At 60.8% G+C, this 23,164-nt stretch carries 19 protein-coding genes and 1 pseudogene; 11 read left to right on the top strand and 9 right to left on the bottom strand.

Features of this window, described 5'->3' with window-relative positions; translation table 11 throughout:
• Window positions 1-127: pseudogene (locus tag AC07V4_RS19740) on the bottom strand (ribonucleotide-diphosphate reductase subunit beta); the annotation flags it as partial.
• 249 nt (window positions 128-376) lie between these two features.
• Here AC07V4_RS19740 and AC07V4_RS19745 point away from each other — a divergent pair.
• The 5 genes from AC07V4_RS19745 to AC07V4_RS19765 all read left to right on the top strand — a co-directional run bounded on the left by AC07V4_RS19745 (window position 377) and on the right by AC07V4_RS19765 (window position 5,491).
• A complete protein-coding gene (locus tag AC07V4_RS19745; protein WP_492636597.1) occupies window positions 377-844 on the top strand; it encodes a GNAT family N-acetyltransferase in 468 nt (155 codons plus the stop codon).
• Between the two features lie 114 nt (window positions 845-958).
• Window positions 959-1,471 carry a formaldehyde-activating enzyme gene (gene fae / locus AC07V4_RS19750; RefSeq protein WP_017138437.1) on the top strand — a complete coding sequence of 171 codons (513 nt, stop codon included), beginning with the start codon at window positions 959-961 and terminating at the stop codon, window positions 1,469-1,471.
• 10 nt (window positions 1,472-1,481) lie between these two features.
• Window positions 1,482-2,516: an aldo/keto reductase gene (locus AC07V4_RS19755; protein ID WP_431752599.1), complete on the top strand. Its 1,035-nt coding sequence runs from the start codon at window positions 1,482-1,484 to the stop codon at window positions 2,514-2,516.
• A complete protein-coding gene (locus AC07V4_RS19760) occupies window positions 2,513-3,946 on the top strand; it encodes an NAD-dependent succinate-semialdehyde dehydrogenase (RefSeq protein WP_492636598.1) in 1,434 nt (477 codons plus the stop codon). Before AC07V4_RS19755 ends, AC07V4_RS19760 begins: the two co-directional genes overlap by 4 nt.
• A 168-nt stretch (window positions 3,947-4,114) precedes the next feature.
• On the top strand, window positions 4,115-5,491 hold the full coding sequence (locus AC07V4_RS19765; protein WP_492636599.1) for an MFS transporter: 1,377 nt from the start codon (window positions 4,115-4,117) through the stop codon (window positions 5,489-5,491).
• Here the strand turns inward: AC07V4_RS19765 and AC07V4_RS19770 are convergent.
• From AC07V4_RS19770 to AC07V4_RS19795, 6 genes are all read right to left on the bottom strand, one after another.
• Complete coding sequence (locus tag AC07V4_RS19770) at window positions 5,438-6,313, bottom strand: LysR substrate-binding domain-containing protein (RefSeq protein ID WP_492636600.1); 876 nt, start codon at window positions 6,311-6,313, stop codon at window positions 5,438-5,440. The genes AC07V4_RS19765 and AC07V4_RS19770 overlap by 54 nt on opposite strands.
• Window positions 6,314-6,453: 140 nt before the next feature.
• On the bottom strand, window positions 6,454-7,623 hold the full coding sequence (locus tag AC07V4_RS19775) for a hypothetical protein (protein WP_492636601.1): 1,170 nt from the start codon (window positions 7,621-7,623) through the stop codon (window positions 6,454-6,456).
• A gap of 84 nt (window positions 7,624-7,707) precedes the next feature.
• On the bottom strand, window positions 7,708-9,345 hold the full coding sequence (locus AC07V4_RS19780) for a dipeptide ABC transporter ATP-binding protein (RefSeq protein WP_492636602.1): 1,638 nt from the start codon (window positions 9,343-9,345) through the stop codon (window positions 7,708-7,710).
• A gap of 2 nt (window positions 9,346-9,347) precedes the next feature.
• Window positions 9,348-10,184: an ABC transporter permease gene (locus tag AC07V4_RS19785; protein WP_492636603.1), complete on the bottom strand. Its 837-nt coding sequence runs from the start codon at window positions 10,182-10,184 to the stop codon at window positions 9,348-9,350.
• Complete coding sequence (locus AC07V4_RS19790; protein ID WP_492636604.1) at window positions 10,181-11,134, bottom strand: ABC transporter permease; 954 nt, start codon at window positions 11,132-11,134, stop codon at window positions 10,181-10,183. The genes AC07V4_RS19785 and AC07V4_RS19790 overlap by 4 nt, the downstream gene beginning before the upstream one ends.
• A 48-nt stretch (window positions 11,135-11,182) precedes the next feature.
• Window positions 11,183-12,826 (bottom strand): ABC transporter substrate-binding protein, encoded by a 1,644-nt coding sequence (locus AC07V4_RS19795; protein ID WP_492636605.1) that lies wholly within the window; start codon window positions 12,824-12,826, stop codon window positions 11,183-11,185.
• A 235-nt stretch (window positions 12,827-13,061) separates the two neighbouring features.
• Here AC07V4_RS19795 and AC07V4_RS19800 point away from each other — a divergent pair, with 235 nt between their 5' ends.
• The 6 genes from AC07V4_RS19800 (at window position 13,062) to AC07V4_RS19825 (ending at window position 21,253) form a co-directional block, all read left to right on the top strand.
• Window positions 13,062-13,991, top strand: a complete 930-nt coding sequence (locus AC07V4_RS19800; RefSeq protein WP_492636606.1) for a LysR substrate-binding domain-containing protein — start codon at window positions 13,062-13,064, stop codon at window positions 13,989-13,991.
• An 887-nt stretch (window positions 13,992-14,878) separates the two neighbouring features.
• On the top strand, window positions 14,879-16,303 hold the full coding sequence (gene aldA, locus AC07V4_RS19805; RefSeq protein ID WP_492636720.1) for an aldehyde dehydrogenase: 1,425 nt from the start codon (window positions 14,879-14,881) through the stop codon (window positions 16,301-16,303).
• Between the two features lie 78 nt (window positions 16,304-16,381).
• Entirely contained in the window at window positions 16,382-17,692 is a 1,311-nt protein-coding gene (locus AC07V4_RS19810; RefSeq protein WP_492636607.1) for an MFS transporter, read from the top strand.
• Window position 17,693: 1 nt separating this feature from the next.
• Window positions 17,694-18,911, top strand: coding sequence for a mandelate racemase/muconate lactonizing enzyme family protein (locus tag AC07V4_RS19815; protein WP_431753372.1), 1,218 nt, complete (start codon window positions 17,694-17,696; stop codon window positions 18,909-18,911).
• A 25-nt stretch (window positions 18,912-18,936) separates the two neighbouring features.
• Window positions 18,937-20,547, top strand: a complete 1,611-nt coding sequence (locus tag AC07V4_RS19820) for a GMC family oxidoreductase (protein ID WP_492636608.1) — start codon at window positions 18,937-18,939, stop codon at window positions 20,545-20,547.
• 88 nt (window positions 20,548-20,635) lie between these two features.
• Window positions 20,636-21,253: an LbetaH domain-containing protein gene (locus AC07V4_RS19825; RefSeq protein WP_492636609.1), complete on the top strand. Its 618-nt coding sequence runs from the start codon at window positions 20,636-20,638 to the stop codon at window positions 21,251-21,253.
• Between the two features lie 363 nt (window positions 21,254-21,616).
• Here AC07V4_RS19825 and AC07V4_RS19830 read toward each other — a convergent pair whose 3' ends face one another.
• Window positions 21,617-22,333, bottom strand: coding sequence for an ABC transporter ATP-binding protein (locus AC07V4_RS19830; protein WP_492636610.1), 717 nt, complete (start codon window positions 22,331-22,333; stop codon window positions 21,617-21,619).
• Entirely contained in the window at window positions 22,330-23,157 is an 828-nt protein-coding gene (locus AC07V4_RS19835; RefSeq protein WP_492636611.1) for an ABC transporter permease, read from the bottom strand. Before AC07V4_RS19835 ends, AC07V4_RS19830 begins: the two co-directional genes overlap by 4 nt.
• Window positions 23,158-23,164: the final 7 nt, after the last annotated feature.

Here is a 23,164-nt window from a genome sequence, read left to right on the forward strand (position 1 = left end):
CGACGGCAGCCGCAGCGCCGGCACCGTCGAGGCGGTCCATGTTGGCTTCGGTGGCGTGGCCGGCGTTGGCGCCTTTGATCACCGCTGCACCGGTGTCTTCGTTATCGACTTCATCCCAACTCAGCATTGAAATACTCCTTCCTGGTACTCGAAAAATAGGTGTCTTGCAGGCTTCAAGGCATTGAAATACTGCGCAGAGTGTGGTCGGTAAATACCGATGCTGCACACTATGTAGTGGTCATTCGTGTTTGTGGGCACACTATATGGTGTGTAACAAAGTAGGTCAACGCACAACATGTGCGGTCTTGAGTCGCTGGCGCAGCACTATTGAGCTATAAAGCCTGGGTTCATTGACTACCAGTGGAATTTCAAGGGAATGAAAAAACTACTGATCCGAGCCGCCCTGCTGGAAGACGCGCAAAGCATCTTCGAGGTGCATAAAAACTCCGTCGAAAGCCTCTGCGGTGGCGATTATGCCCCCGATCAGATTGCCATGTGGCTCGACGGTCGCTCGCCCTCGACCTATCGCGAGGCCATTGCCGCTGGCAACCTGTGGTTGGCGTACACCGACACCTTGCAGGGTTTCGTCGAGATCGACGGCCATGAAGTCAGCAAATTGTTTATCCGCGGTGATGCGGCCGGGCAGGGCATTGGTGCGCGCCTGTTGAATGAAGCCTTGCAGCGGATAAAAATCGCCGGCCATCCCAGTGCGTACCTGGAAGCCACCCTCACAGCTGAAAAGTTCTATGCCGCCTTCGGCTTTCGCAAGGTCGGCGTGGGTACGTTCAGCCGTGGCAACAGCCCGGTTTCCATCGAAATTATCAAGATGGAACTCGATCTGTAGGGGCCATGAGGAAAACTCACACCCCTATGACTTTTAATGGTTACAGCCGCCTCAAAGGCTAGTGCTAAAAATTCGCCAACCAGCTCTCCATAACAACAACGAGCGTTTGCGAAAATGAAAGCACTTGATCTGTATATCGGCGAAGGCTTCGAAGGCCCGGGCGTCAATGCTGCCCACATCAACATCCTCATCGGCCCACGCAACGGGCCGGCCGGACAAGCCTTTGCCAATAGCCTGGCGTCCCCAAGCCAAGGCCATTGCCCGTTCATGGTGATTGCCCAGCCGAACATTCCGGTCAAACCCATGACCCTCTACGTCAACAAGGCTGCCATCGGCAGCGACCTGCATGGCAATGCCACCTGGGGCGCGTCCCAGGCCGGGATCGCCAAGGCCGTCCTGGAAGCCCTGCTCGACGGCACCTTGCCGCCTGAAGCTGAAGACGAGTGGGCCATCGTCACCGCCAACTGGGTCAACCCGGGCTGCGATGATCTGGACGCCGTCTACCTCAACAACTACAACGCCTGCCGCACTGCGATCCGCGCCGCCCTGAACGGCACGCCGTACACCGCGCAACTGGCCGATGTGGTCAACCACATCAGCAACCCTTTCTACACGCCAAAAGCCTGAGGAGCCTGCCATGCAATACACACGATTGGGCAACTCCGGCCTGCAAGTCTCGCGCCTGTGCCTGGGCACCATGAACATGGGAACCCCGGACTGGAAGCCGTGGATCTTCGACGAAAAACAAAGCGAGCCCATCGTCGCCCATGCCCTGGCCAATGGCGTCAACTTCATCGACCTGGCCGACTTCTATTCAGCCGGTGTCGGCGAAGAAGTGGTGGGGCGCATCCTCAAGCGCGTCGCCCGGCGTGACGACATCGTGGTCACCACCAAGGTCGGCTACGGCACCCGCAGCGGCATCAACGCCAGCGGCCACTCGCGCAAGCACATCATGGACAGCATCGACGCGTCCCTGAGTCGCTTGGGGATGGATTACGTCGACGTGTTCATGCTGCATTACTTCGACGTGAACACCCCGGTCGAAGAAACGATGTGCGCCCTTAACGACATCGTGCGCTCCGGCAAGGCCCGCTACATTGGCGTATCGACCATGCTCACGGGGCAGCTTGCAAAAATACTGATGGCCTGCGAGCGCAATGGCTGGGTCAAACCGATCAACATGCAACTGCAACTGAACTGCGCCTACCGCGAAGAAGAGCGCGAGATGATCCCGTTCTGCCGCGACCAGGGCCTGGGCGTCTCGGTGTTCAGCCCGCTGGCCCGTGGTTTGCTCACCGGTGAAGTGCAGTCGACACGTAACCAGACCGACTTCTTCACCCAGCAGATGTACAGCGACCAGGCGTCGTTCGACATTGCCCACTCGGTACAACGTGTGGCCCGTGCCCGTGGTGTGTCCAACGCACAGATCGCCCAGGCGTGGGTCGCCAACCATCCGGGCGTCGACGTGATGCTGGTCGGCGCGGACACCACCGCGCAATTCGACAGTGCGCTGGCCGCCCTCGACACCCAACTGGATGCCGAAGAACTGCACGAACTGGAACGCAACTACACCCCGTGCGACGTGATCAACGACTACACCGCCGGCAAGCGCATCCTGCGTGAGGCCCGCCCGGGCCTGGACCGTTTCAACCTGACCGAGGCCGTGGCATGAACCCGCTGATCCGTACTGGCAACTACATTGATGGCCAATGGTCCAGCGGTGGCGCGACCTACCCGGTGCTCAACCCGGCCAATGGTGCGTTGATCGTCGATGTGCAGCGTGCCGCCGCCGAAGAAACCCACCTCGCCATCGACGCTGCCAACCGTGCCTTGCCGGGCTGGCGCAAGCTCACCGCCAAGGAGCGCAGCCAGCGCCTCAAGCGTTGGAGCGAGCTGATGCTGAGCAACCAGAAAGACCTCGCCCATCTGCTCAGCCTGGAACAGGGCAAGCCCCTGGCCGAAGCCATGGGCGAAGTGGTCTACGCCGCGAGCTTCCTGGAATGGTTCGCGGAAGAAGCCAAGCGCGCCTATGGTGACGTGATCCCTACGCACAAGGCCGATGCACGCATCATCGTGACCAAGGAAGCGATTGGCGTGGTGGCCGCGATCACGCCGTGGAACTTCCCCTTGGCGATGGTCACGCGCAAGGTCGGGCCAGCCCTGGCAGCCGGTTGCACGATGATCCTCAAACCGTCGGAAGAGACGCCTTTGTCGGCGTTCGCCCTGGCGGTACTGGCTGAACAGGCCGGTATTCCGTCCGGTGTATTCAACATTGTGTCCGGCGATGCCGTGGCGATTGGCGGTGCGCTGCAGGCTTCCAGCGTCGTGCGCAAACTGTCGTTCACCGGCTCCACCCGTACCGGCAAACTGTTGATGCGCCAGGCCGCCGATACCCTGAAGAAAGTCTCGTTGGAGCTGGGTGGCAACGCGCCCTTTATCGTGTTCGACGATGCTGACCTGGACGCCGCCGTCAAAGGCGCCATGGCCTCCAAGTTCCGCAACACCGGGCAGACCTGCGTGTGCGTCAACCGCTTCTTTATCCAGAACGGCGTGTACGACGCGTTCACTCGAAAACTGGCTGAAGCGGTCAGCGTCATGCGCGTCGGCAGTGCGTTGGAAGGCGAAACCGAGCAAGGCCCGCTGATCAATTCTGCGGCACTGGCCAAGGTTGAAGCGCATGTCGGCGATGCGCTGGAGAAGGGCGCCAAGCTGCTATGCGGCGGCCGTCGCCATGCACTGGGCGGCACCTTCTTCGAACCGACCATTCTTACCGAAGCCAGCGGCGACATGCTGATCGCCCAGGAAGAAACCTTCGGTCCGGTGGCCGCGTGCTTCCGCTTCAAGGATGAGGCCGAGGTGCTGGAACGCGCCAATGACACGCCATTTGGGTTGTCGGCCTATTTCTACAGCCGCGACATCGGCCGCGTGTGGCGCATGGCCGAAGGGCTGGAAGCGGGCATGGTCGGTATCAACGAAGGGATCATCTCCACCGAAGTCGCGCCGTTCGGCGGTATCAAGGAATCGGGCCTGGGCCGCGAGGGCTCCAAATACGGGCTGGAGGATTACCTGGAGATCAAATACCTGTTGATGGGCGGTTTGTAAAACGCCGCAGGACAACATGTGGGAGCTGGCTTGCCTGCGATAGCGGTCTGCCAGCTACCCAGTTTTACCTGACCCACCGCTATCGCAGGCAAGCCAGCTCCCACCCAGAGCAAATACAAAGCGCAAGCCCGCTGTTACTCCGTCAAGAACAACAATATGGAGAACACCATGACCCCTCAACCCGTCAAGATCGACGACCTGCCGATCGGCCGCTTTCATCTGAAAATCGCCGGCCTGACCTTCGGTGCGCATTTCACCGATGGTTATATCCTTGGCCTGATCGGTATCGCGTTCACGCTTCTCAGCCCTCAGATGCAGCTCGATGCCTTCTGGCAAGGCTTGATCGGTGCTTCGGCCCTGATTGGCCTGTTCCTGGGCAGCCTGTTTTTCGGTTGGATCTCCGACACCCTTGGCCGGCAGAAAATCTTCCTGGTCAGTTTTGTACTGATCACCGTCGCCTCGGTGATGCAGTTCTACGCTGAAACGGCCATGGGCCTGTTGCTGTGCCGCATCCTCATCGGCATTGGCCTGGGCGGAGATTTCAGCGTGGGACACGCCATGCTCGCCGAGTTCTCGCCGAAGAAACATCGCGGTGTGCTGCTCGGCTCGTTCAGCGTGATCTGGACCTTCGGCTACGTGGCCGCCACTTTTGTCGGCACCGCCATGCTCAGCTTGGGCGACGACGCCTGGCGCTGGATGCTGGCGTCTTCGGCGATCCCTGCCGGGCTGATCCTGATCGCCCGCATCGGCACCCCGGAATCGCCGCGCTGGCTGGTCAATCGTGGGCGCATCGCCGAGGCCCGCGCCATCGTCAAAAAGCACTTGGGTGAGCATGTCGTGCTGGATGAGGAGCCGTCGGCGCAAACCCGCTCCGGCTACGGCGTGCTGTTCAGCCGTGAATATCGCAAGCGCACGGCGTTCAACTGCCTGTTCTTTGTGTGCATCGTGATGCCGTATTTTGCGATCTACACGTTTTTGCCGTCGATCCTGCAGAAGATGGGCTTGTCCCAGGGGTTTGGCACGGAACTGCTGCTCAACCTGCTGCTGATTGTCGGTGCGTTGATGGGGATTTGGTGCACCGTGAAGTTTTCGCGTCGAGGGTTCCTGATCAATGCGTTCATCATCCTTGCGGCGGCGTTGTTCCTGCTGGCGGTGTTGCCGGGGAGCATGGCGTGGTTGATGGTGTTGACCTTTGGTGTGTTCACGCTGGTGCTGTCGGCGGTGAGTAATCTGGTTGGGGTATTTCCGGCAGAAAGCTTTCCCACTGAAGTACGCGCCAGTGGCATTGGTTTGGCGACGGCGGTGAGTCGCTTGGGTTCGGCGATCAGTACCTTCCTGTTGCCGGTCAGCGTGGCCGGGATCGGCTTGAGCCCGACCATGGGCATCCTGGCGGCGATTCTGGTGTTCGGTGCAATCATCTCGTGGGCCTGGGCGCCGGAAACCAAGGCGCTGACCTTGAGTCAGGCGTGCAAAGCCGAGGCGCTACCGGTGTCAGGGATTGCTGACCTGGCCCAACCACTGCGTAAACAACCGAACCTTGGATAACCCCTGTTTGTCCGTCGCCACATCCAGCCAATAGCCATACGGCCCGATCACCTCCACCGGGGTGATCGGCAACAGACTGCCATTGGCCAATTCGCGCTCGATCATCTGCCGGTCGATGACCGCCAGCCCGCCACCAGCCAGGGCGGTGTGGATCACTTGGTCCAGGGTGCTGAATTCCAGGCCTTGGTCTGCATCGATATCGTCTCGGCCCATGGCCGCGAGCCAGTTTTCCCATACCTTCAAGCGTTTGCCGTCGTGCAGGATATGCAGCAACGGGAAACGCCGCAGGTCGGGTGGTTGCCCGTCGACGAACAGCTCCGGGCTGGCCACGGCGATATGGCGTTCCATCACCAATAACTCACTGCTGCAATGAGTGTCGGCTTCGAGTCCGAAGCGAATCCGGCAGTCGATTTCGGTGAGGCTGTCGTGGTGGCTTTGGTGGGTGACGCTGAGGTTGATGTCCGGGTAGCGCTCACAGAAACGCCGCAAGTGCGCGGACAGCCAGCGTGTGGCCCAGGTCGGCGGGGCAACGATACGCAGGCGCTGGCGCAGGTTGGGCACGCGCACGGCTTGCAGGGCGCGTTCGATATGGTCGAAGGCATCGCTCAGGTGTGGCGACAAGGCGAAGCCGGCCTCGGTCAAGGACAGGCCCTGGGGCGTGCGGATGAACAGGGCTACGCCCAGGTAGTCTTCCAGCTGCTTGATCTGGCGGCTGACTGCGCCTTGGGTGACATTAAGGCCCACGGCGGCCTGGCTGAAGCTTCGGTGGCGAGCGACTTCTTCGAAGACGCGGAGCATGTTGAGGGCAGGGAGGTGGCGCATGGTTCGGGTTCCACACATTGTTTTTATAGTGTTTTCACTGGCCTCATCGCAGGCAAGCCAGCTCCCACATTTTTGACCGCGCCGCCGATCAAATGTGGGAGGGGGCTTGCCCCCGATGGCGTCAGTGCTGACGCCGCCTATTAGAAGTAGTAACCGATGTTCATGTACAGCTGGTTCTCCCACTGATTACTACCCCCAGCCCCCAAACTCTGGGTATAGCTGCTGCCGCCGATGTACGGGTCGTTCTTGCCGATCAACCATTCCGTGGCAATCCACAATTTGCTGAACGAGAACGACGTACCGAGGATCACCCGCTGTGAAGTCTTGAATTCATTGTCGGATTTGTCGAACGAGCTGTAGTTGGCATACAGCTTCACTCCGCTGATCTGATCGAACAGGTACTTGCCACCCACGTCGTAGCTCAAGTCCGCGACATACAAGTTGCCACGGCTGGCGACGTTGAAGGTGCCGTCGTAGCCACCCAGCGTCACCACACCATTGGTGCCTTCGTTGCGCGGCGACATCTGTTGGCGCGCCGCCTGTAGTTGCAGGCCCCATGGGCCGTTCTTGCCCAGGTAGTGGATGGCCACGGCGTTACGTCGGCCGTCATTGCCGGTGTCTTTGTTTTCCAGTGTGGAGGTCAGGCCAGACAGGCCGACTTCGGATTTCCAGGCGCCCAGGTCCATGGCCTTGGCCACGCGCACCACCACGGTGTTGCGTTCCTGGTTATTGCTGCCGTCGGCCACGTAGCTGTCGGCTTCGGAGATCACACTGGAATAGGTCACGCCCTTGCTGGTCCCTTTACCTTGCCAGGCAGGACGCAAGTAGTAACCGGCCTGGATGTTCCAGTCGCCGCTTTGCTGGATGTACTTGGTGCCGACCTGTTGCACGTCTTCCAGGCCGATCACGTTGCCCAGGGTTTCATAGAAGGTGCTGCCGAAATACGGTTGCAGGCCGAACGGCACGGTGTTCAGGCCCACTTGCACTTGTTGGTTCGGGTTGAACTTGTAGCCCACCCAGGCGAACTTGGCGAACTGGATGTCGCCGTAGTTCTTGGTGTACTGGTAAGGGTATGAACGCCCATAGAAACGGTACTGCGCCTCACCGATCCAGGTATCGGAGTTGTATTTGGCGCTGAGGAAGGCGGTGTCGAGGCCGAACTTCTGGATGTCGCGGTCCGGGTCATAGTCCCAGCGTGCACGCACGGCGCCGCCGAGGTCGAGGTTGTCGGTGACCTGATAGGCCATGGCCGGTGCCGCGAGGGCACCGAGCACGGGAGCCAGGGCGATGTAGCGTAAGGTTGGTCGCATGGTTTTACTCTCGTTATTCGTTATTTTGGGCGACAGCAGCCCGTTGCCGCAGCGGTCGCTGCGACGCCGGGAAAGGGTTGGAACTCAGTGCGCGGAGGGGCGGATCAGTCGCAGCGGCGGCCCAGCTGCCGGTAGCTGGCTAGCCCCCGGAGCCGCGGCGAGTAGAGCCTGGGTGTAGCTGTTTTGTGGTCTGAGCAGGACCTGTTCGGCCGTGCCGTATTCGACCACTTCGCCTTGGCGCATCACCGCGATGTGGTCGCTGATCTGCGCCGCCACGCGCAAGTCATGGGTGATAAACAGGATGCTCAGGTTCAACTGCTTCTGCAGGTCCGCCAGCAGTTCCAGCACCTGTTTTTGCACCGACACGTCCAGCGCCGACACGCTTTCATCGGCGATCAGCACTTCCGGGCGCATGGCCAAGGCACGGGCAATGCCGATGCGTTGGCGCTGACCACCGGAAAACTGCCGGGGCTTGCGCTTGAGGGCGTCGCGCTTGAGACCTACCTGTTCGAGCAAATCACCGGCCTCGGCCCAGGCGTCCTTGGCGGATAACCCACGCAGTTGCGCGGCACGGGCAATGATGTCGCCGACGCGGTGGCGTGGGTTGAGCGAGCCATACGGGTCTTGGAAGATCATTTGGATACGCCGCCGGTTGGCCGCCAGGGCCGAGCCGTGCAAGGCCAGGAAGTCGGTATCGCCGACCCACACATGACCGCTGTCGCTGTCGACCAAGCGAATCGCGGCCTTGACCAGGGTGCTTTTGCCCGAGCCGGACTCACCGACAATCGCCAGCGTCTTGCCCCGTGGCAGGTTCAGCGACACATTGCGTAGCGCCGCCACGGCACTGCCGCCGACGTTGTAGGTTTTGGTCAGATGCTCGATGCGCAACGCCATTTCGCCATCGGCGCAAGGCGCATGCAGTTCGGGATGCAGCGCCGGCACCGCCGCAATCAGCTTGCGTGTATAGGCATGGGCCGGAGCATTCAAGACCTGATGGCGTTCGCCGATTTCCACCAGGCAGCCGCCTTCCATCACCGCAATGCGGTCGGCAATCTGTGCCACCACGCCAAAGTCGTGGGTGATAAACAGAATGCCATGCTGGCCGCGCCCACGCAGGTCGCGCACCAGCTTCAGTACTTGGGCTTGAGTGGTCACGTCGAGGGCGGTGGTCGGTTCGTCGGCGATCAACAAATCCGGGTTCATCGCCAAAGCCATGGCGATAACCACGCGCTGGCATTGGCCGCCCGACAGTTGGTGGGGAAAACTGTTGGCGATGCGCGGCGGGTCGGGCAACTGGGTGGATTCAAGTAGCACGAGCGTGCGTTCGCGGCGTTCGTGCCGGGGCATCTGCGGCGCATGGATAGCGAAGATTTCCTCGACCTGCTTGCCGATGCGAATCGCCGGGTTCAACGCCGCCATCGGCTCCTGGAAAATCATTGCGATACGGTTGCCGCGCAGTTGGCGCAGGCGTGCCTCGTCCAGGGTACAGATGTCGTCGCCGAGGAAGTCGATGACCCCACCGGCATGGCGCAGGCCCTTGGCGTAATCGCCCATGATCGCCGCCGACAGCACCGATTTACCCGAGCCGGACTCGCCGATCACGCACAGGATTTCGCCCTTGCGCACGTCCAGGCTGATGCCGTGCACGGCGTGGCTGCGGTCGGCGCCAGGGGGCAGTTCAATCGACAGGTCTTGCACACGCAAAACGGGTTCTGGGTTCATGCTCAATTCCTTGCGCCTTGCTGGGCGTTTTCATCCAGGCCATCTGCCAGCAGGCTCAAGCCCAGCATCAGGGTAGAGATCGCGATGCACGGGAAGATCACCAGGTGCGGGAACGCGATGGCCATGGCACGGCCGTCGTTGATCATGCCGCCCCAGTCAGGCGTGGGCGGCGGCAGGCCGAGGCCGAGGAAGCCCAAGGCGCCGATCATGATCGCGGTGTAGCCGATGCGCAGGCAGAAATCGACGATCAACGGCCCACCGCAGTTGGGCAGGATCTCCACCAGCATGATGCGCAACGAACCTTCACCCTGGGTGATGGCGCTGAGCACGTAGTCGCGGGAGCGGATGTCGATGGTCAGCGCCCGCATGATGCGGAAGATCGCCGGCGCACTGGTAAAGGTCACCGCAATCAGAATGTTCAGGGCCGAGGCGCCGAGGGCAATGATGATCACGATGTACAACACCAGTACCGGGAACGACAGCACGGTGTCGGCCACATACGACAGCAGCGCGTCGACCCAGCCATTGAAGTAACCGGCGCACAGGCCCATGGCGATGCCCACGGCAAACGCGGTGAGCGTGGCGAGGATCGACCAGAACAACACCGTGCGCGTTCCCCAGATCAACCGCGAGAGAATGTCGCGGCCGATCATGTCGGTGCCCAGCAGGAAGCTCTGGCCGTTGTCTCCAGCGGTCATCGGTGTGAGCAGTGGGGTGAAGCTTTCCAACGGATCATGGGGTGCCAGCCACGGGGCCAGCAGCGCAATCACCGCCCAGCCTCCCACCAGCAGCAAGCCGAGCAAGGCCAATGGATGTTTGAAGGCGTGCAGACGGCTCATTGGGCACCTCCGCCGAGACTGCGCAGGGTGATGCGCGGGTTGAGCCAGGTATAGGCCAGGTCCGAGAAGATCTTGGTGATGCCGACGACGACCGCACTGACCATGGCGCAGGCTTCGATCAGGTACACGTCATGGTTCAGCGACGCGGTGTACAGCAGCGAGCCGAAGCCCTTGTAGGCAAAGAACACCTCGACCACGATCACGTTGGACAGCAACCACGGGATGTACAGCATGATCACCGTGATAGGGGCGATCAGCACATTGCGCAGGGCGTGGCGCACCACGATGCGCGTGGTGGAGGCGCCTTTGAGCCGTGCCGTGCGGATGTAGGGCGACTGCATCACTTCGACCATCGACGCTCGAGTGATGCGCGCCAGGTAGCCGATGCCGAACAGGCACAGCACCATCAACGGCAGCACCAATTGCACGGCGCTGAAACCGTCACTCATGCTGCTCACGCCCGGCAGCCAGTTGAGCCAGAACACGAAGATCGCCGAGACGAACACCGCGCTGGCGAAGTCGGGAATCGAGGTCGTGACGATCGACAAGCACGACACCAGTCGGTCGAGCAGCGAGCCTTGGCGGATGCCGGCGAGAATCCCCAGGGTCAACGCCACGGGAACCATCACCAGCAACGCCAGCCCGGCGAGGGTCAGGGTTTGTATCAGGTTCGGCAGCAACAACTTGAGCACCGATTCACGGAAGTACACCGAGGTACCCCAGTCGCCGCTGACAAAGTCCTTGAGCCACACCAGGTAGCGCCACACAAAGGGTTGGTTGTAGCCATGCTCCACCAGCCACGCGGCGCGCTGGTCGGCGGCCGAGTAGGGGCCAAGGACGTTGATGGCGACGTCATCGATGTTCAGTTCCAGGGCCAGGAACACGATCAATGACACCGACAACAGAGTCGCCAACAGCATCAGCAGTTTGCGCAATAGAAAATGAGCCATCAGGTGCATGCTCCGACAGAAGATGGGAAGGAGGGTTACGCCTTTGAATCAGGCGCTCAGCCACACATTGCCCATGGGGTAGAAGTCGGAAGGGTGTACCTCAAAGCCCTGCACCTTTTTGCTCACGGCAGTGAACTTGTCGCCCCAGAACGGCTGCACGATCACGCACGCGTCCTGCAGGATCTGCTCGACGCTTTGCATGGCCACGGCGCGTTGCTTGGGATCGATGATGCCCATGGCCTTGTCCAGCGCGGCGTCGAAGTCGGGGTCGCTGTAGTGGCTTTCGTTCCAGGCGCCGCCGCCGCGATAGGCCAGCTCCAGGGACATCACCCCGAGCGGGCGATGGGCCCAGTAAGTGAGGCTGAACGCGGCCTTGTCCCAGATCGGCCAGTACTGTGCGGCAGGCACCACTTTGAGGTTGATGCGAATCCCGGCTTCCAGGCAGTTCTGTTGCAGGATCTGCGCGCAGTCCTGCTCATAGCGGCCCTGGGTGTTGCCCACGATCAGGTCGATGTCCAGGCCATTGGGGAAGCCGGCCTCGGCCAGCAGTTTTTTCGCCGCCGCCACGTCGCGGTTGCGCTTGGGCAGTGGGAAATATTCAGGGTGGGAGGGAGCCACATGGTGGTCTTCACCCAGGGTGCCCATGCCGCGATAGGCGATCTTGAGCATCTGCGCATTGTCGGCACACAACACCACGGCTTTGCGGATGCGCAGGTCGGTGAACGGCTTCTGGTCGCAGGCCATGCGCATCACCACGGTCTGTGCGGATTTGCAACTGAGCAACTGCGCGCCGGGCAGGCGCTTGGCCAGGTCCAGCTCGGCCACGGTCACCCGGTACAGCACGTCGACTTGACCGGCCTGCAGGGCGGCGAGGTGGGTGGACACGTCGGTGCCCATGTCGATGTAGCGCAGTTCGTCGAGGTTGGCGGGCTTGCCCCAGTAATCGGCACGCTTGGCGAAGGTCGCCTGCTTGTTCACTGCGAATGACACCAGCTTGAATGGCCCGGTGGCCAATGGGTTTTTCGCCCAATCGTCACCGGCCTTGAAACTGCGGTGCACGATGGCGCAGGTGAAGGCGTTGAGCATCTCCGGGATCGCCAGCATCGGCCGCTTGAGTTGCAGGCGGAATTGGTAATCGCTGACTTTTTCGAAGGCCTTGATGTCCTGGAACGCCGTGCGGTTGACCGACTTGGAATCGGCGGCGATCCAGCGTTCGATGTTGTGTTGCACATCGTCGACGTTGAAGCGGTCGCCGTTACTCCACTGCACGTCCTGGCGCAGGTTGAAGGTCCAGGTGGTGAGGTCGTCGGACGGGCTCCAGCTTTCGGCGAGGTAAGGGTGCGTGATGTTGTCGGCGTCAACCCAGGTCAGGTATTCCAAGGCATTGCGCAACAGGTTCGACGCTTCGATCCAGGTGATCAGCATCGGGTCCTGGATTTCCTGGATCGCACAGGCAAAGCGCAGGCTGCCGCCTTGGCGTGCGGGCGTGGCCTCGGCAGCCCGGGCGTCGTTGCCGAGCAGGGCCGAGCCGATGAAGCTTGAGGCGCTGGCGAGGGTGATGCCGAGGAGGGTGGCGGTGCGCAGGAACTGGCGGCGATTGATCTCACCGCTCTGCACCTGATTGCACAGGGCTTCGATGGCAGGGTGCGGCGTGGTGCCGGCCAGGGTCGCTAATTCTTTGGAATCGGACATGGGGCTGCTCTCATGTTGTTTTTATTAGAGATGCCCGCAGTTTTGTCATCAGTGCTGCGATCGACAAACGATTAAATCGGCGGCCAAACGTTCGTTAAATGCATGTTAGTCGGCTAGACGAAGGCAAATCGTTGAGATAGACGGGCCGGTAGATACAAAAAATCATGTTGGCTAGGAGGTTTCCTACATGGCGTGGGATGCTTGGCACCTCGTCAGCCGTTTTCGAGTGCCCTTCATGAAACGCAAAATGCCCGGTCTCAATGCCCTCAAAGCCTTCGAAGTCGCCGGCAGTACTGGCAGCTTTACCCGGGCTGCGGAGCTGTTGAACGTGACCCAGAGTGCGGTCAGTCGCCAAGTACGCCAGCTTGAAGAACAGTTGGGGGAGAACCTGCTGGAGCGGCGCCATCACCACCTCGAACTCACCAGCGCCGGGCGCGTTTTGCTGCGGGCGTTGAACCAGTCCTTCGACAAGATCGAACTGACGGTGCGCAGCATCCAGCAGAAAACCCACTCCAACCGCCTGCACGTCAACGCACCGCCGACCTTCACCAGCCGCTGGTTGATGCCGCGTTTGGGGCGTTTGCGTGAGGCCCATCCGGAATTGGAATTGAGCATCACCACGTGCCTGCAAGACAGCCTGGCGCAGACCAGCACGCTTGATTGCGCCATTCGTTTCGGCAATGGCGAGTGGGATGGCCTGGACAGTTCCTTGCTGATCCAGGAGCGGCACATCGCGGTGTGCGCGCCGTCGCTGTATGCCCGGGAATGCAGTGATGGCGTGGACCTGAATCGGATGACTTTGTTGCATGTGTTGGCCAGTGAGGATCAGCGTTACCTGACGTGGAAGCACTGGCTGGACGCGGCACGGATTCATGGGGTGGATACGCAGGGCGGCTATGAATTCGACCTGCTGGACCTGGCGATTCGGGCGGCGACGGATGGGTTGGGGATTACCATTGCGGATTGGCATATGGTCGCAGCGGAACTGGCCAGCGGGCAGTTGACGCAGGTATTGAATGTGCACGTGGAGGGGCATCAGTCCTATTGGCTGGTGACCCGGCCGGAGCAGACGGATTCGCCGCAGTTACAGGTGTTCGGGCGATGGTTGCAGGAGGAAATCTGGTTGGCGCAGCGGCAGTTGGAGCCGTCTACGGCGGCGGGTTGATTGGGTTTTTGATAGGGGGTATATCCGTTATTTAGGTAACGGCGGCTTAGGGTTCCGCTCTTACAGCGGGTCACTTTTGGAAAGGCCCAAAAGTAACTAAAAGGCCTTCGCCCCAACACTCGGCACCTCGCCTAGGCTCGGTGTGCCCTCACTCCGGCTTTGGAGCGTGGGCCGCCGCAATGGGCCATCCCTGGCCCAGTGCGGCTAACCCGGCGTCCTGCCGGGTTACCCACGCTCCAAAGCCTGCGTTCGGCCAGCGTGTTTAACGGGGCGCCTCAGATCAAAAGCAAGATCAAGAGCTACTCGCTTCGCATTGTGGAATGGATGGGTGTTCACGTCACTTTGCTGTGGGAGCTGGCTTGCCTGCGATGGCATCGACTGGGTGTGCCTGATTTACCGAGTTGCCTGCATCGCAGGCAAGCCAGCTCCCACATGTTGACCCCATTCGGCTTTATAGATCAGGCCGCCTTGTTTTGCTTTTGATTGTGATCTGAAGCGCCCCGTCAAACACGCTGGCCGGAATTCGGCATGGATTTGGGGGGGGTAAACCGGCAGGGATGCCGGTTTAGCCGCCCCGCGCCATGGATGGCGCGTGGCGGCGGCCCCCCAAATCCATGTCGGATTCCGGGCACACCGAGCATGAGCGAGGTGCCGAGTGTTGGGGCAAGAGCCCTTTTGGTTACTTTTGGGGCTCTTTTCCAAAAGTGACCCGCTGTAAGAGCGGAACCCTAAGTGGCCGTCGCCTAAATAATGGATATGTACTCCGCTCCAATCTCACCTAACCTTCATTTTTCTCACGTTACCCCACCCAATAAGTCGTTTGCCCGCCCCCCTAACAACGACAAAACTGCATGTCACTCGCAAAACAACAACGTTGGGCAAACCACATGCAATTCGAGCGCAATTTCTACAACGGCCAGTTCGTGGAACCGGCCAGCGATGCCCTGATCGCCGTCTACAACCCTGCCGATGAAACCCTCGTAGGCCACGTCAGTGCGGCCACCGCCGATGAAGCCATCGCCGCCGTCGACGCTGCCGCCATCGCCCAGAAAACCTGGGGCAAGCTCACCAGCATTGAGCGTGCCGAGCACCTTCGCGCGTTTGCCGATGCCCTGGACAGCTGCGCCGTAGCCATCGGCATGGCCCTGGCGAGCGAGTCCGGCAAGAGTGTCAGTGATGCCAGCAACGAAGCCCGTTATGCCGCGCAGATCACCCGTTACCACGCCGAATGGGCACGCCGTATCGAAGGCGAGATCATCCCCAGCGACACCCCGGACGAGAACCTGTTCCTGCAACGCGAGCCGATTGGTGTGGTGGCTTGCCTGATTCCGTTCAACTACCCGGTGTACACCTTGCTGCGCAAGATCGCCCCGGCGCTGATTGCCGGTAACACCGTGGTGGTGCGGCCGAGCAACAACACGCCGCTGTCGGCGTTTGAAATCGCCAAGGCGGTAGTCGCCGCGGGGATTCCCGCCGGTGTGATCAATATCCTGACCATGGACCATGCGACCGCCGCCAGTGTCTGCACCCACAAGGCCGTCGGCCTGATCACACTCACCGGCAGCGTGAACGCCGGGCGTATCGTGCTGGATTACTGCAAGGCCAACATCGCCAAGCCGTCCCTGGAACTGGGCGGCAAGACGCCAGCGATCATCGAGGCCGATGCCGACCTGGAAAAAGCCGCCAGCGCCATCGTCGCGTCCAAGACCACGCACTGCGGCCAGCTGTGCACGGCGGTGGAGCGCGTATATGTGCATGAAAGCGTGTACGACACGTTCCTCGCACTGCTGAAAACCAAGATCAGCGCCGTGAAGTTCGGCGACCGCGCCAAGGATGAAAGCCTGATGGGGCCGCTGGTCAACGCCAGTTCCCGGAAGAACATCCACGCCATGGTCGAGCGTGCCATCGCCGACGGTGCTGTACTGGAAACAGGCGGCGTGCTGCCCGAGGGGCCGGGGCATTTCTACCCGCCGACCTTGCTCAGCAACTGCCGGCAGGGCATGGAAATCATCCAGGAAGAAATCTTCGGCCCGGTACTGCCAGTGCTCAAGTACCGCGACATCGACGAAGCGCTGAGCATGGCCAACGACCATCAGTTCGGCCTGTCCTCGGTGCTGTACACCGAGAACTACCGCACGGCGATGAAAGTGGCGAATGCCATCGAGGCCGGCGAGTTGTACGTCAATCGCACCCCGGCCGACCCGTATCAGGGGTTCCACGCCGGTTGGAAACGCTCAGGGCTGGGCGGCGATGACGGTAAGCACGGGATGCTTGAGTTCACCCAGACCCGCTTGGTGGTCATGAAGTACTGATCCACACACACACCTGCTGCACCTTTAATAAAAACAATTATCAGGGCACCCGCACATCGGGTGCCTGAGGTCCACACGATGTCCAAGCCTGCACCCGTTGCCCAGGTTTCCGTTGCCGTGTCCGCGGCGAACAGCGACAAAGCCAGTCGCTACTTCCAATTGCTGTTGCTGGTATTGGCCGCTGGGGCGATCTACCCGATCCTCTACCTGCGCCAGGTCTACCAGACCACCATGCTCGACGTGTTTCACATCAACCACAGCGAGCTGGGTTACCTGTACTCCATGCTCGGCACGATCTTTTTGCTCAGCTACCTGCCCAGCGGCTGGCTGGCGGACCGTTTGCCGCCGCGCTTCTTGATTTTCTTCTCACTGGTCGCCACCGGCGCGTTGGGAATTTGGTACTCGACGGTGCCGTCGATGACCGGCCTGATGATCATCTTCGGCTGCTGGGGCCTGACCACCGGCCTGACCTTCTGGGCCTCGGTGCTCAAGCGCGTGAAGATGATTGCCCACCAAAGCGAGCAGGGCCGTTTCTTTGGCATCCTCGACGGCGGTCGCGGCCTGGTTGAAGCGCTGTTGGCCACCGTGGCCCTCGGCATGTTTGCCTACGCCACTGAAACCCGTAGCCAGACAGCGGCCGAAGGCTTCAAGCACGTGGTCTACCTGTATTCCTTCGTGTGCATCGCTATCGGCTGCGTGCTGGTACTGCTCAAAGACCCCAAGTCTCTGGCAGAAACCGCAGCGGTGGAGAAGGGCAAGTTCAACCTGATCGCCGACCTGACCACCCTGGTGAAAATCCCCGAGCTGTGGCTGGTGACCGCTATCGTGTTCTGCGGTTATCACATGTTCTGGGCCACCTACAGCTTCTCCGACTACCTGCAAGGCAGCGGTATGACCGCCGTGATGGCCGGCACTATCACCACCATCAAGCTGTGGATGCGTCCCATCGGCGGCATCGGTGGCGGTTGGCTGGGGGACAAGTTCTCGAACATCTCGGTACTGATCGTCGCACTGGCACTGGTGACCCTGGCGATGGTCGGGCTGATCCTGTTCCCGGCGTTCAACAGCCTGGGCCTGCTGATCGGCACGGTGATCTTCATCGGCCTGATGACCTACGCGATCCGTGGCCTGTACTGGGCGATCCTCGACAGCTGCGACATCCCGCTGCGCATCACCGGCCTGGCCATCGGCATTGTCTCGGTGGTGGGCTACTTGCCGGACACGTTTATCCCGCTGATCAATGGCTACCTGACGGAAACCTACCCAGGCAAGGCCGGCTACAACCTGTATTTCGGCTACATCGCCTTCATCGGCGTGCTTGGCACCCTCGCGGCCTTGACCCTGCGCGCCCGAATCAACCGTAAAAAATTCAACCAGACAGGTGCCTGAGATGAAAATCGTCGCCCTTGAAACCCATATCGTTGCTGTTCCACCGCCGCATATCGGCGGCATGTACTGGCTGTTCGTCAAACTCAAGACCGACTGCGGCATCGAAGGCGTCGGCGAGATCTACGCCGCTACGTTCGGCCCCAAGGCCATGCTACCGATCATCGAGGATGTGTTTGAGCGCTACCTGCTCAACCACGACCCGCACCATATCGAGCGCTTCTTCCGCCAGGCCTATTCCAGCGGTTTCACCCAGCGCCCGGACCTGACCATGATGGGCGTGGTCAGTGGCCTGGAAATGGCCTGCTGGGACATCATCGGCAAGGCGGCCAACAAGCCGGTCTACGAGTTGCTCGGCGGCAAGGTCAACGAGCGCCTGCGTTCCTACACCTACTTGTACCCGGTCAACAGCAAGGGCGAGTACGACTACGACGACCCGGACCTGGCCGCCGAGTGCGCCATCGAGAACATGAAAAAGGGCTTCACGGCGGTGAAATTCGACCCGGCCGGGCCGTACACCGCGTACTCCGGCCACCAGATCTCCCTGGAAGTGTTGGAACGCTGCGAGACGTTCTGCCGCAAGATCCGCGAAGCGGTGGGCGACAAGTGTGACCTGCTGTTCGGCACTCACGGGCAGATGGTGCCTTCGTCAGCGATCCGCCTGGCCAAGCGCCTGGAGAAATACGACCCACTGTGGTTCGAAGAGCCGGTGCCGCCAGGCCAGGAAGAGGCCATGGCCCAGGTCGCGGCCAAGACCAGCATCCCGATTGCTACCGGTGAGCGGCTGACCACCAAGTACGAATTCTTCAAGCTGCTGCAAGCTGGCGGTGCGTCGATCCTGCAGATGAATGTGGCGCGCTGCGGCGGGCTGCTGGAGGCCAAGAAGATCGCGAGCATGGCCGAAGCCTACTACGCACAGATCGCCCCGCACCTGTACAACGGGCCGATTGGCGCGGCGGCGAGCTTCCAGTTGGCGACTTGCACGCCGAACTTCCTGATCCAGGAAAGCATCATGACCTGGGGCGGTTTCCACGCCGAAGTGCTGACCAAGCCACTGCAATGGGAGGACGGCTACATCATCCCGTCCACCGAGCCAGGGCTGGGTGTGGAGCTGAATATGGACGTGGTGCGCAAGCACACGCCGTATACCGGCGAACGCCTGCATTTGCAGATGGCGCCGACCCCGGCTGACGTCAAAGACACTTCGCCCGCCAAGGGCTAAAAAACGACTTACGCGGTAACTGTGAATGACATATGACTACATCATCGCCGGGGCTGGCGCCGCAGGCTGCGTCCTGGCCAACCGGTTGTCTGCCTCGGGCCAATACTCCGTGTTGCTGCTGGAAGCTGGCGGCAAGGACAGTTCCTGGTGGTTCAAGATCCCGGTCGGTTTCGCCAAGATGTATTACAACCCGACCTTCAACTGGATGTACTACAGCCAGCCGCAAAAGCAACTGGCCGGGCGTGAAATCTACGCGCCACGGGGCAAGGTGCAGGGCGGCTCGGGCTCGATCAACGCGATGATCTACGTGCGCGGCCAGGCCCATGATTTCAATGATTGGGCGGCCAACGGCAACGATGGCTGGGGCTTCAACGACGTGCTGCCGTATTTCCGCAAACTGGAAAATCACCCGTTGGGTGACACCGAATACCACGGCGGCAGCGGCCCCATCAGCATCACGCCGATGAAGGGCCAGACACATCCCATCTGCGATGTGTTTCTCAAGGGCTGCGAACAGCTCGGCTATGACCTGAGTGATGACTTCAACGGGCCGAATTTCGAAGGCGCGGGCCTGTATGACGTCAATACGCGCAATGGCGAACGCTGCTCCAGCAGCTTTGCGCATCTGCATCCGGCTCTCAGTCGTCCGAACCTGACCGTAGAGCTGCATGCGCTGGTCGACCGTGTGTTGTTCGACGACCAGCAGCGCGCCACCGGCATTGCCGTCACCCAGCACGGCGTGGCACGTACCTTTACGGCTCGCAAGGAAGTGATCCTGTGTGCCGGCGCGGTAGACACGCCGAAGATCCTGCAATTGTCCGGCGTGGCTGACCAGCAGTTGCTGGCCGAGCACAACATCCCGCTGGTCAAGCACCTGCCGGCCGTAGGGCAGAACCTGCAGGACCACCTGTGTGCCAGCTACTACTACAAGGCCAATATCCCGACCCTGAACGATGAACTCAGCTCACTGTTCGGCCAACTGAAACTGGGCCTCAAGTACCTGTTTACTCGCAAGGGTGCGCTGGCCATGAGCGTCAACCAGGCCGGTGGTTTTTTTCGCGGCAACGACGAGCAGAGTGATCCGAACCTGCAGCTGTACTTCAACCCGCTGTCGTACCAGATCCCGAAAAACAACAAGGCCAGCCTCAAGCCCGAGCCGTATTCCGGTTTCCTGCTGTGCTTCAACCCGTGCCGGCCGACCAGCCGCGGCACCATCCGCATTGCTTCGAAAAACCCACGGGACGCGGCGCTGATCGACCCCAACTACCTGAGCACCCAAAAGGACATTGATGAGGTGATCCAGGGCAGTCGGTTGATGCGCAAGATCATGCAGGCCCCTGCGCTCAAGGGCATCACCGTGGCCGAGGTTTTGCCGGGGGCGGCGGTGCAGACCGACGAGCAGATGCTGCAATATTTTCGCGAAAATAGCGGCTCTATCTACCACCTGTGCGGCTCCTGCGCCATGGGCTCGGACACGCAGGTGTCGGTGGTGGACAAGCGCTTGAAGGTGCATGGGCTGGACGGGTTGCGCATTGTCGATGCGTCGATCTTCCCGAACGTGACCTCGGGCAACACCCATGCGGCGGTGTTGATGGTGGCGGAGAAGGGCGCGGATCTGATTTTGCAGGATGCTTGAGGGCTTTCTGACAGCGATGGGCCCAGGTCGACGTGTGACGATCTGGGTGTTAGCGTCTGGGCTTCTCTGAACGGGTGAGGGCTTGATAGTGATCCGACTCGCTGATTTCATCGCCGGTCTCCCTTTGTCGCCATTGGCACCTTGGGCTGAATTAGCACCCTGGGCACTGGTTACCCAGGCGCCAGCCATCGTTCGCCAGCTATTGGCCGAACTGCCGGCCACCGAATACGCCATCGACAATGAAGTAGCCATCCACCGCACTGCCATCGTCGAGCCCGGCGCCTTGCTCAAGCCGCCTTTGATCATCGGTGCGCATTGCTTTATCGCCAGTGGTGCGCTGCTGCGCGGTGGTTGCTGGGTGGATGCGCAGTGCATCGTCGGGCCTGGCGCTGAATTGAAAACTTCGTTTGTCTTCAGTGGCAGCAAACTGGCGCACTTCAACTTTGTCGGCGATTCGGTGTTGGGGCATGGGATTAACCTGGAGGCTGGGAGCATCGTCGCCAATTACCGCAATGAGCGGGACGACAAGGAAATCCAGGTGCGCGTAGAGGGGGTGTTGCAGCGCACCGGCTGCGACAAGTTCGGCGCATTGCTGGGTGACCAGTGCCGGATCGGCGCCAATGCGGTATTGGCACCGGGTGCGGTGTTCAAGCCTAACAGTGTGGTTGGACGTGGGGAGGTGTACGACGCTGAGGCATCCCAGTAAGCGCAGCGTTGAAAAGATCAAGGTGTACCGATACTGCATTGGGTTCCAGGGCTTGATCAGTGACTTCCTGATCATGCGTATTAACCTGTAAACCATGTCCCCGGTTTGTACCGGGACAAGCTCTAATCCCAGTCAGTTAAACGGTGGGGTGACGAGCGCAGCCTCTGTAGTGAGCGGGCTTGCCCCGCGCTGGGCGGCGAAGCCGTCCCAAACCCAGGCACTTTGGTCTTTCTGAAACACCGCGGCGTCCTTGTTAGGGCGGCTTTGCCGCCCAGCGCGGGGCAAGCCCGCTCACTACAAGAGTTTGGTCGCGGCAGATTTTCTTAACTGACTGGCATTAGGGCAAGCCCGCCCATTACTGGATCAGATCACGTGCGCTCGCTGCAATTCTGTCAGGGACAACGCTTTCAGCTGCGCCAGCAGTGGATCACGGCGGTCCCTCGGGTGCGGCAGGTCCACCGCCAATGCCTGGCGAATGCTGCTGGGTCGGTTGCCCATCACCAGCACCCGATCACTCAAGTACAGCGCCTCGTCCACATCGTGGGTCACCAACAGCAACGCGATGGCGTGATGCTCGGCCAATTGCAGCAGCAAGTCCTGCAGCTTCATGCGGGTAAATGCATCCACTGCGCTGAACGGCTCATCCAACAGCAAGACCTGCGGTCGCGAATACAGGCCACGGGCGATGGCCACCCGTTGCGCCATGCCCCCGGACAATGCCTTGGGCAGCGCCTGGGCAAAGCCCTTGAGGCCGACTTCCTCGATCAATTGCGTGACCCAGGCCTTATCGTAGTGGTTGTCGTCGCTGAAACCGATGTTCTGCTCCACCGTAAGCCAGGGCATCAGACGGGGTTCCTGGAACACAAATGCGACTTCGCCATCCGGGCTGTGCAGTTCACCCTGATAGTCCTTTTCCAGCCCGGCGACGATACGCAACAGCGTACTTTTGCCACAGCCGCTTGGCCCCAACAGACTCACGGTTTCGCGAGGTTGCAAGGCCAGTCTCACGTCTTTCAACACTAAGGTGTCGGTGAAGCGCTTTCGCTCCACTCGAATATCCAATAACGGCGATGTAGTCACTGCTCCGCCCCTTGACCGTTGAAGGTATCGCGCCACGCCAGGCAGCGTTTTTCCAGTGCCGCGAGCAGGCCATCGCTGACCTTCCCCAACAGCGCCAATACGATGATCGCCGCCAGCACGATGTCCGGCCGTGAGGTTTCGCGCCCATCGCTGAGCAGGTAGCCCAAACCCTTGGTGGCTGCAATCAGCTCAGCCGCTACCAAGAACATCCACGCCAGGCTCAAGCCGCTGCGCAATCCGGTAAACAAACCGGGGAGGGCGGCGGGCAGGAGAATGCGGTGTACCAATCGGCGTCGACTAAAGCCATACATTTGCCCGACTTCCACCAGCTTGCGATCGATATCACGGATGGCCGCGACGCCATTGAGGTACACCGGGAAGAACGCGCCAATCGCGATCAGTACGATCTTCGAGGTTTCATCGATCCCGAGCCACAACAGCAACAGCGGTACCCAAGCCAAGCTCGGGATCGAACGCAACCCGGCGAACGTCGGCTCCAGGTAAGCCTCGGCCTCACGGCTCAACCCTACCCAGGCGGCAAATACCAGGGCCAGGCTGGCGCCGATGGCAAAGCCCAGCAGCACCCGGCCGAGGCTGGCACTGATGTGCTTCCATAGCGCGCCCTCAGCCAGTTGCGTCAGGGTCACGGCAATTTCGCTGGGCGCCGGCATCTGGTATGACGGCAACCAACCCACCCGCACCACCCCTTCCAGGATCAGCAGGATCAGCACCGGCAACACCAGGCCCTTGAGCCTGCGTGGCCAGGCGCTGCGGTTGATCACCTGCGGCGCCGCCAGGGGCAAAGCTTGGGTTTTACTGGTCATCACGCGC

It is taken from the genome of Pseudomonas sp. GW821-FHT03A09 (assembly GCF_059421065.1).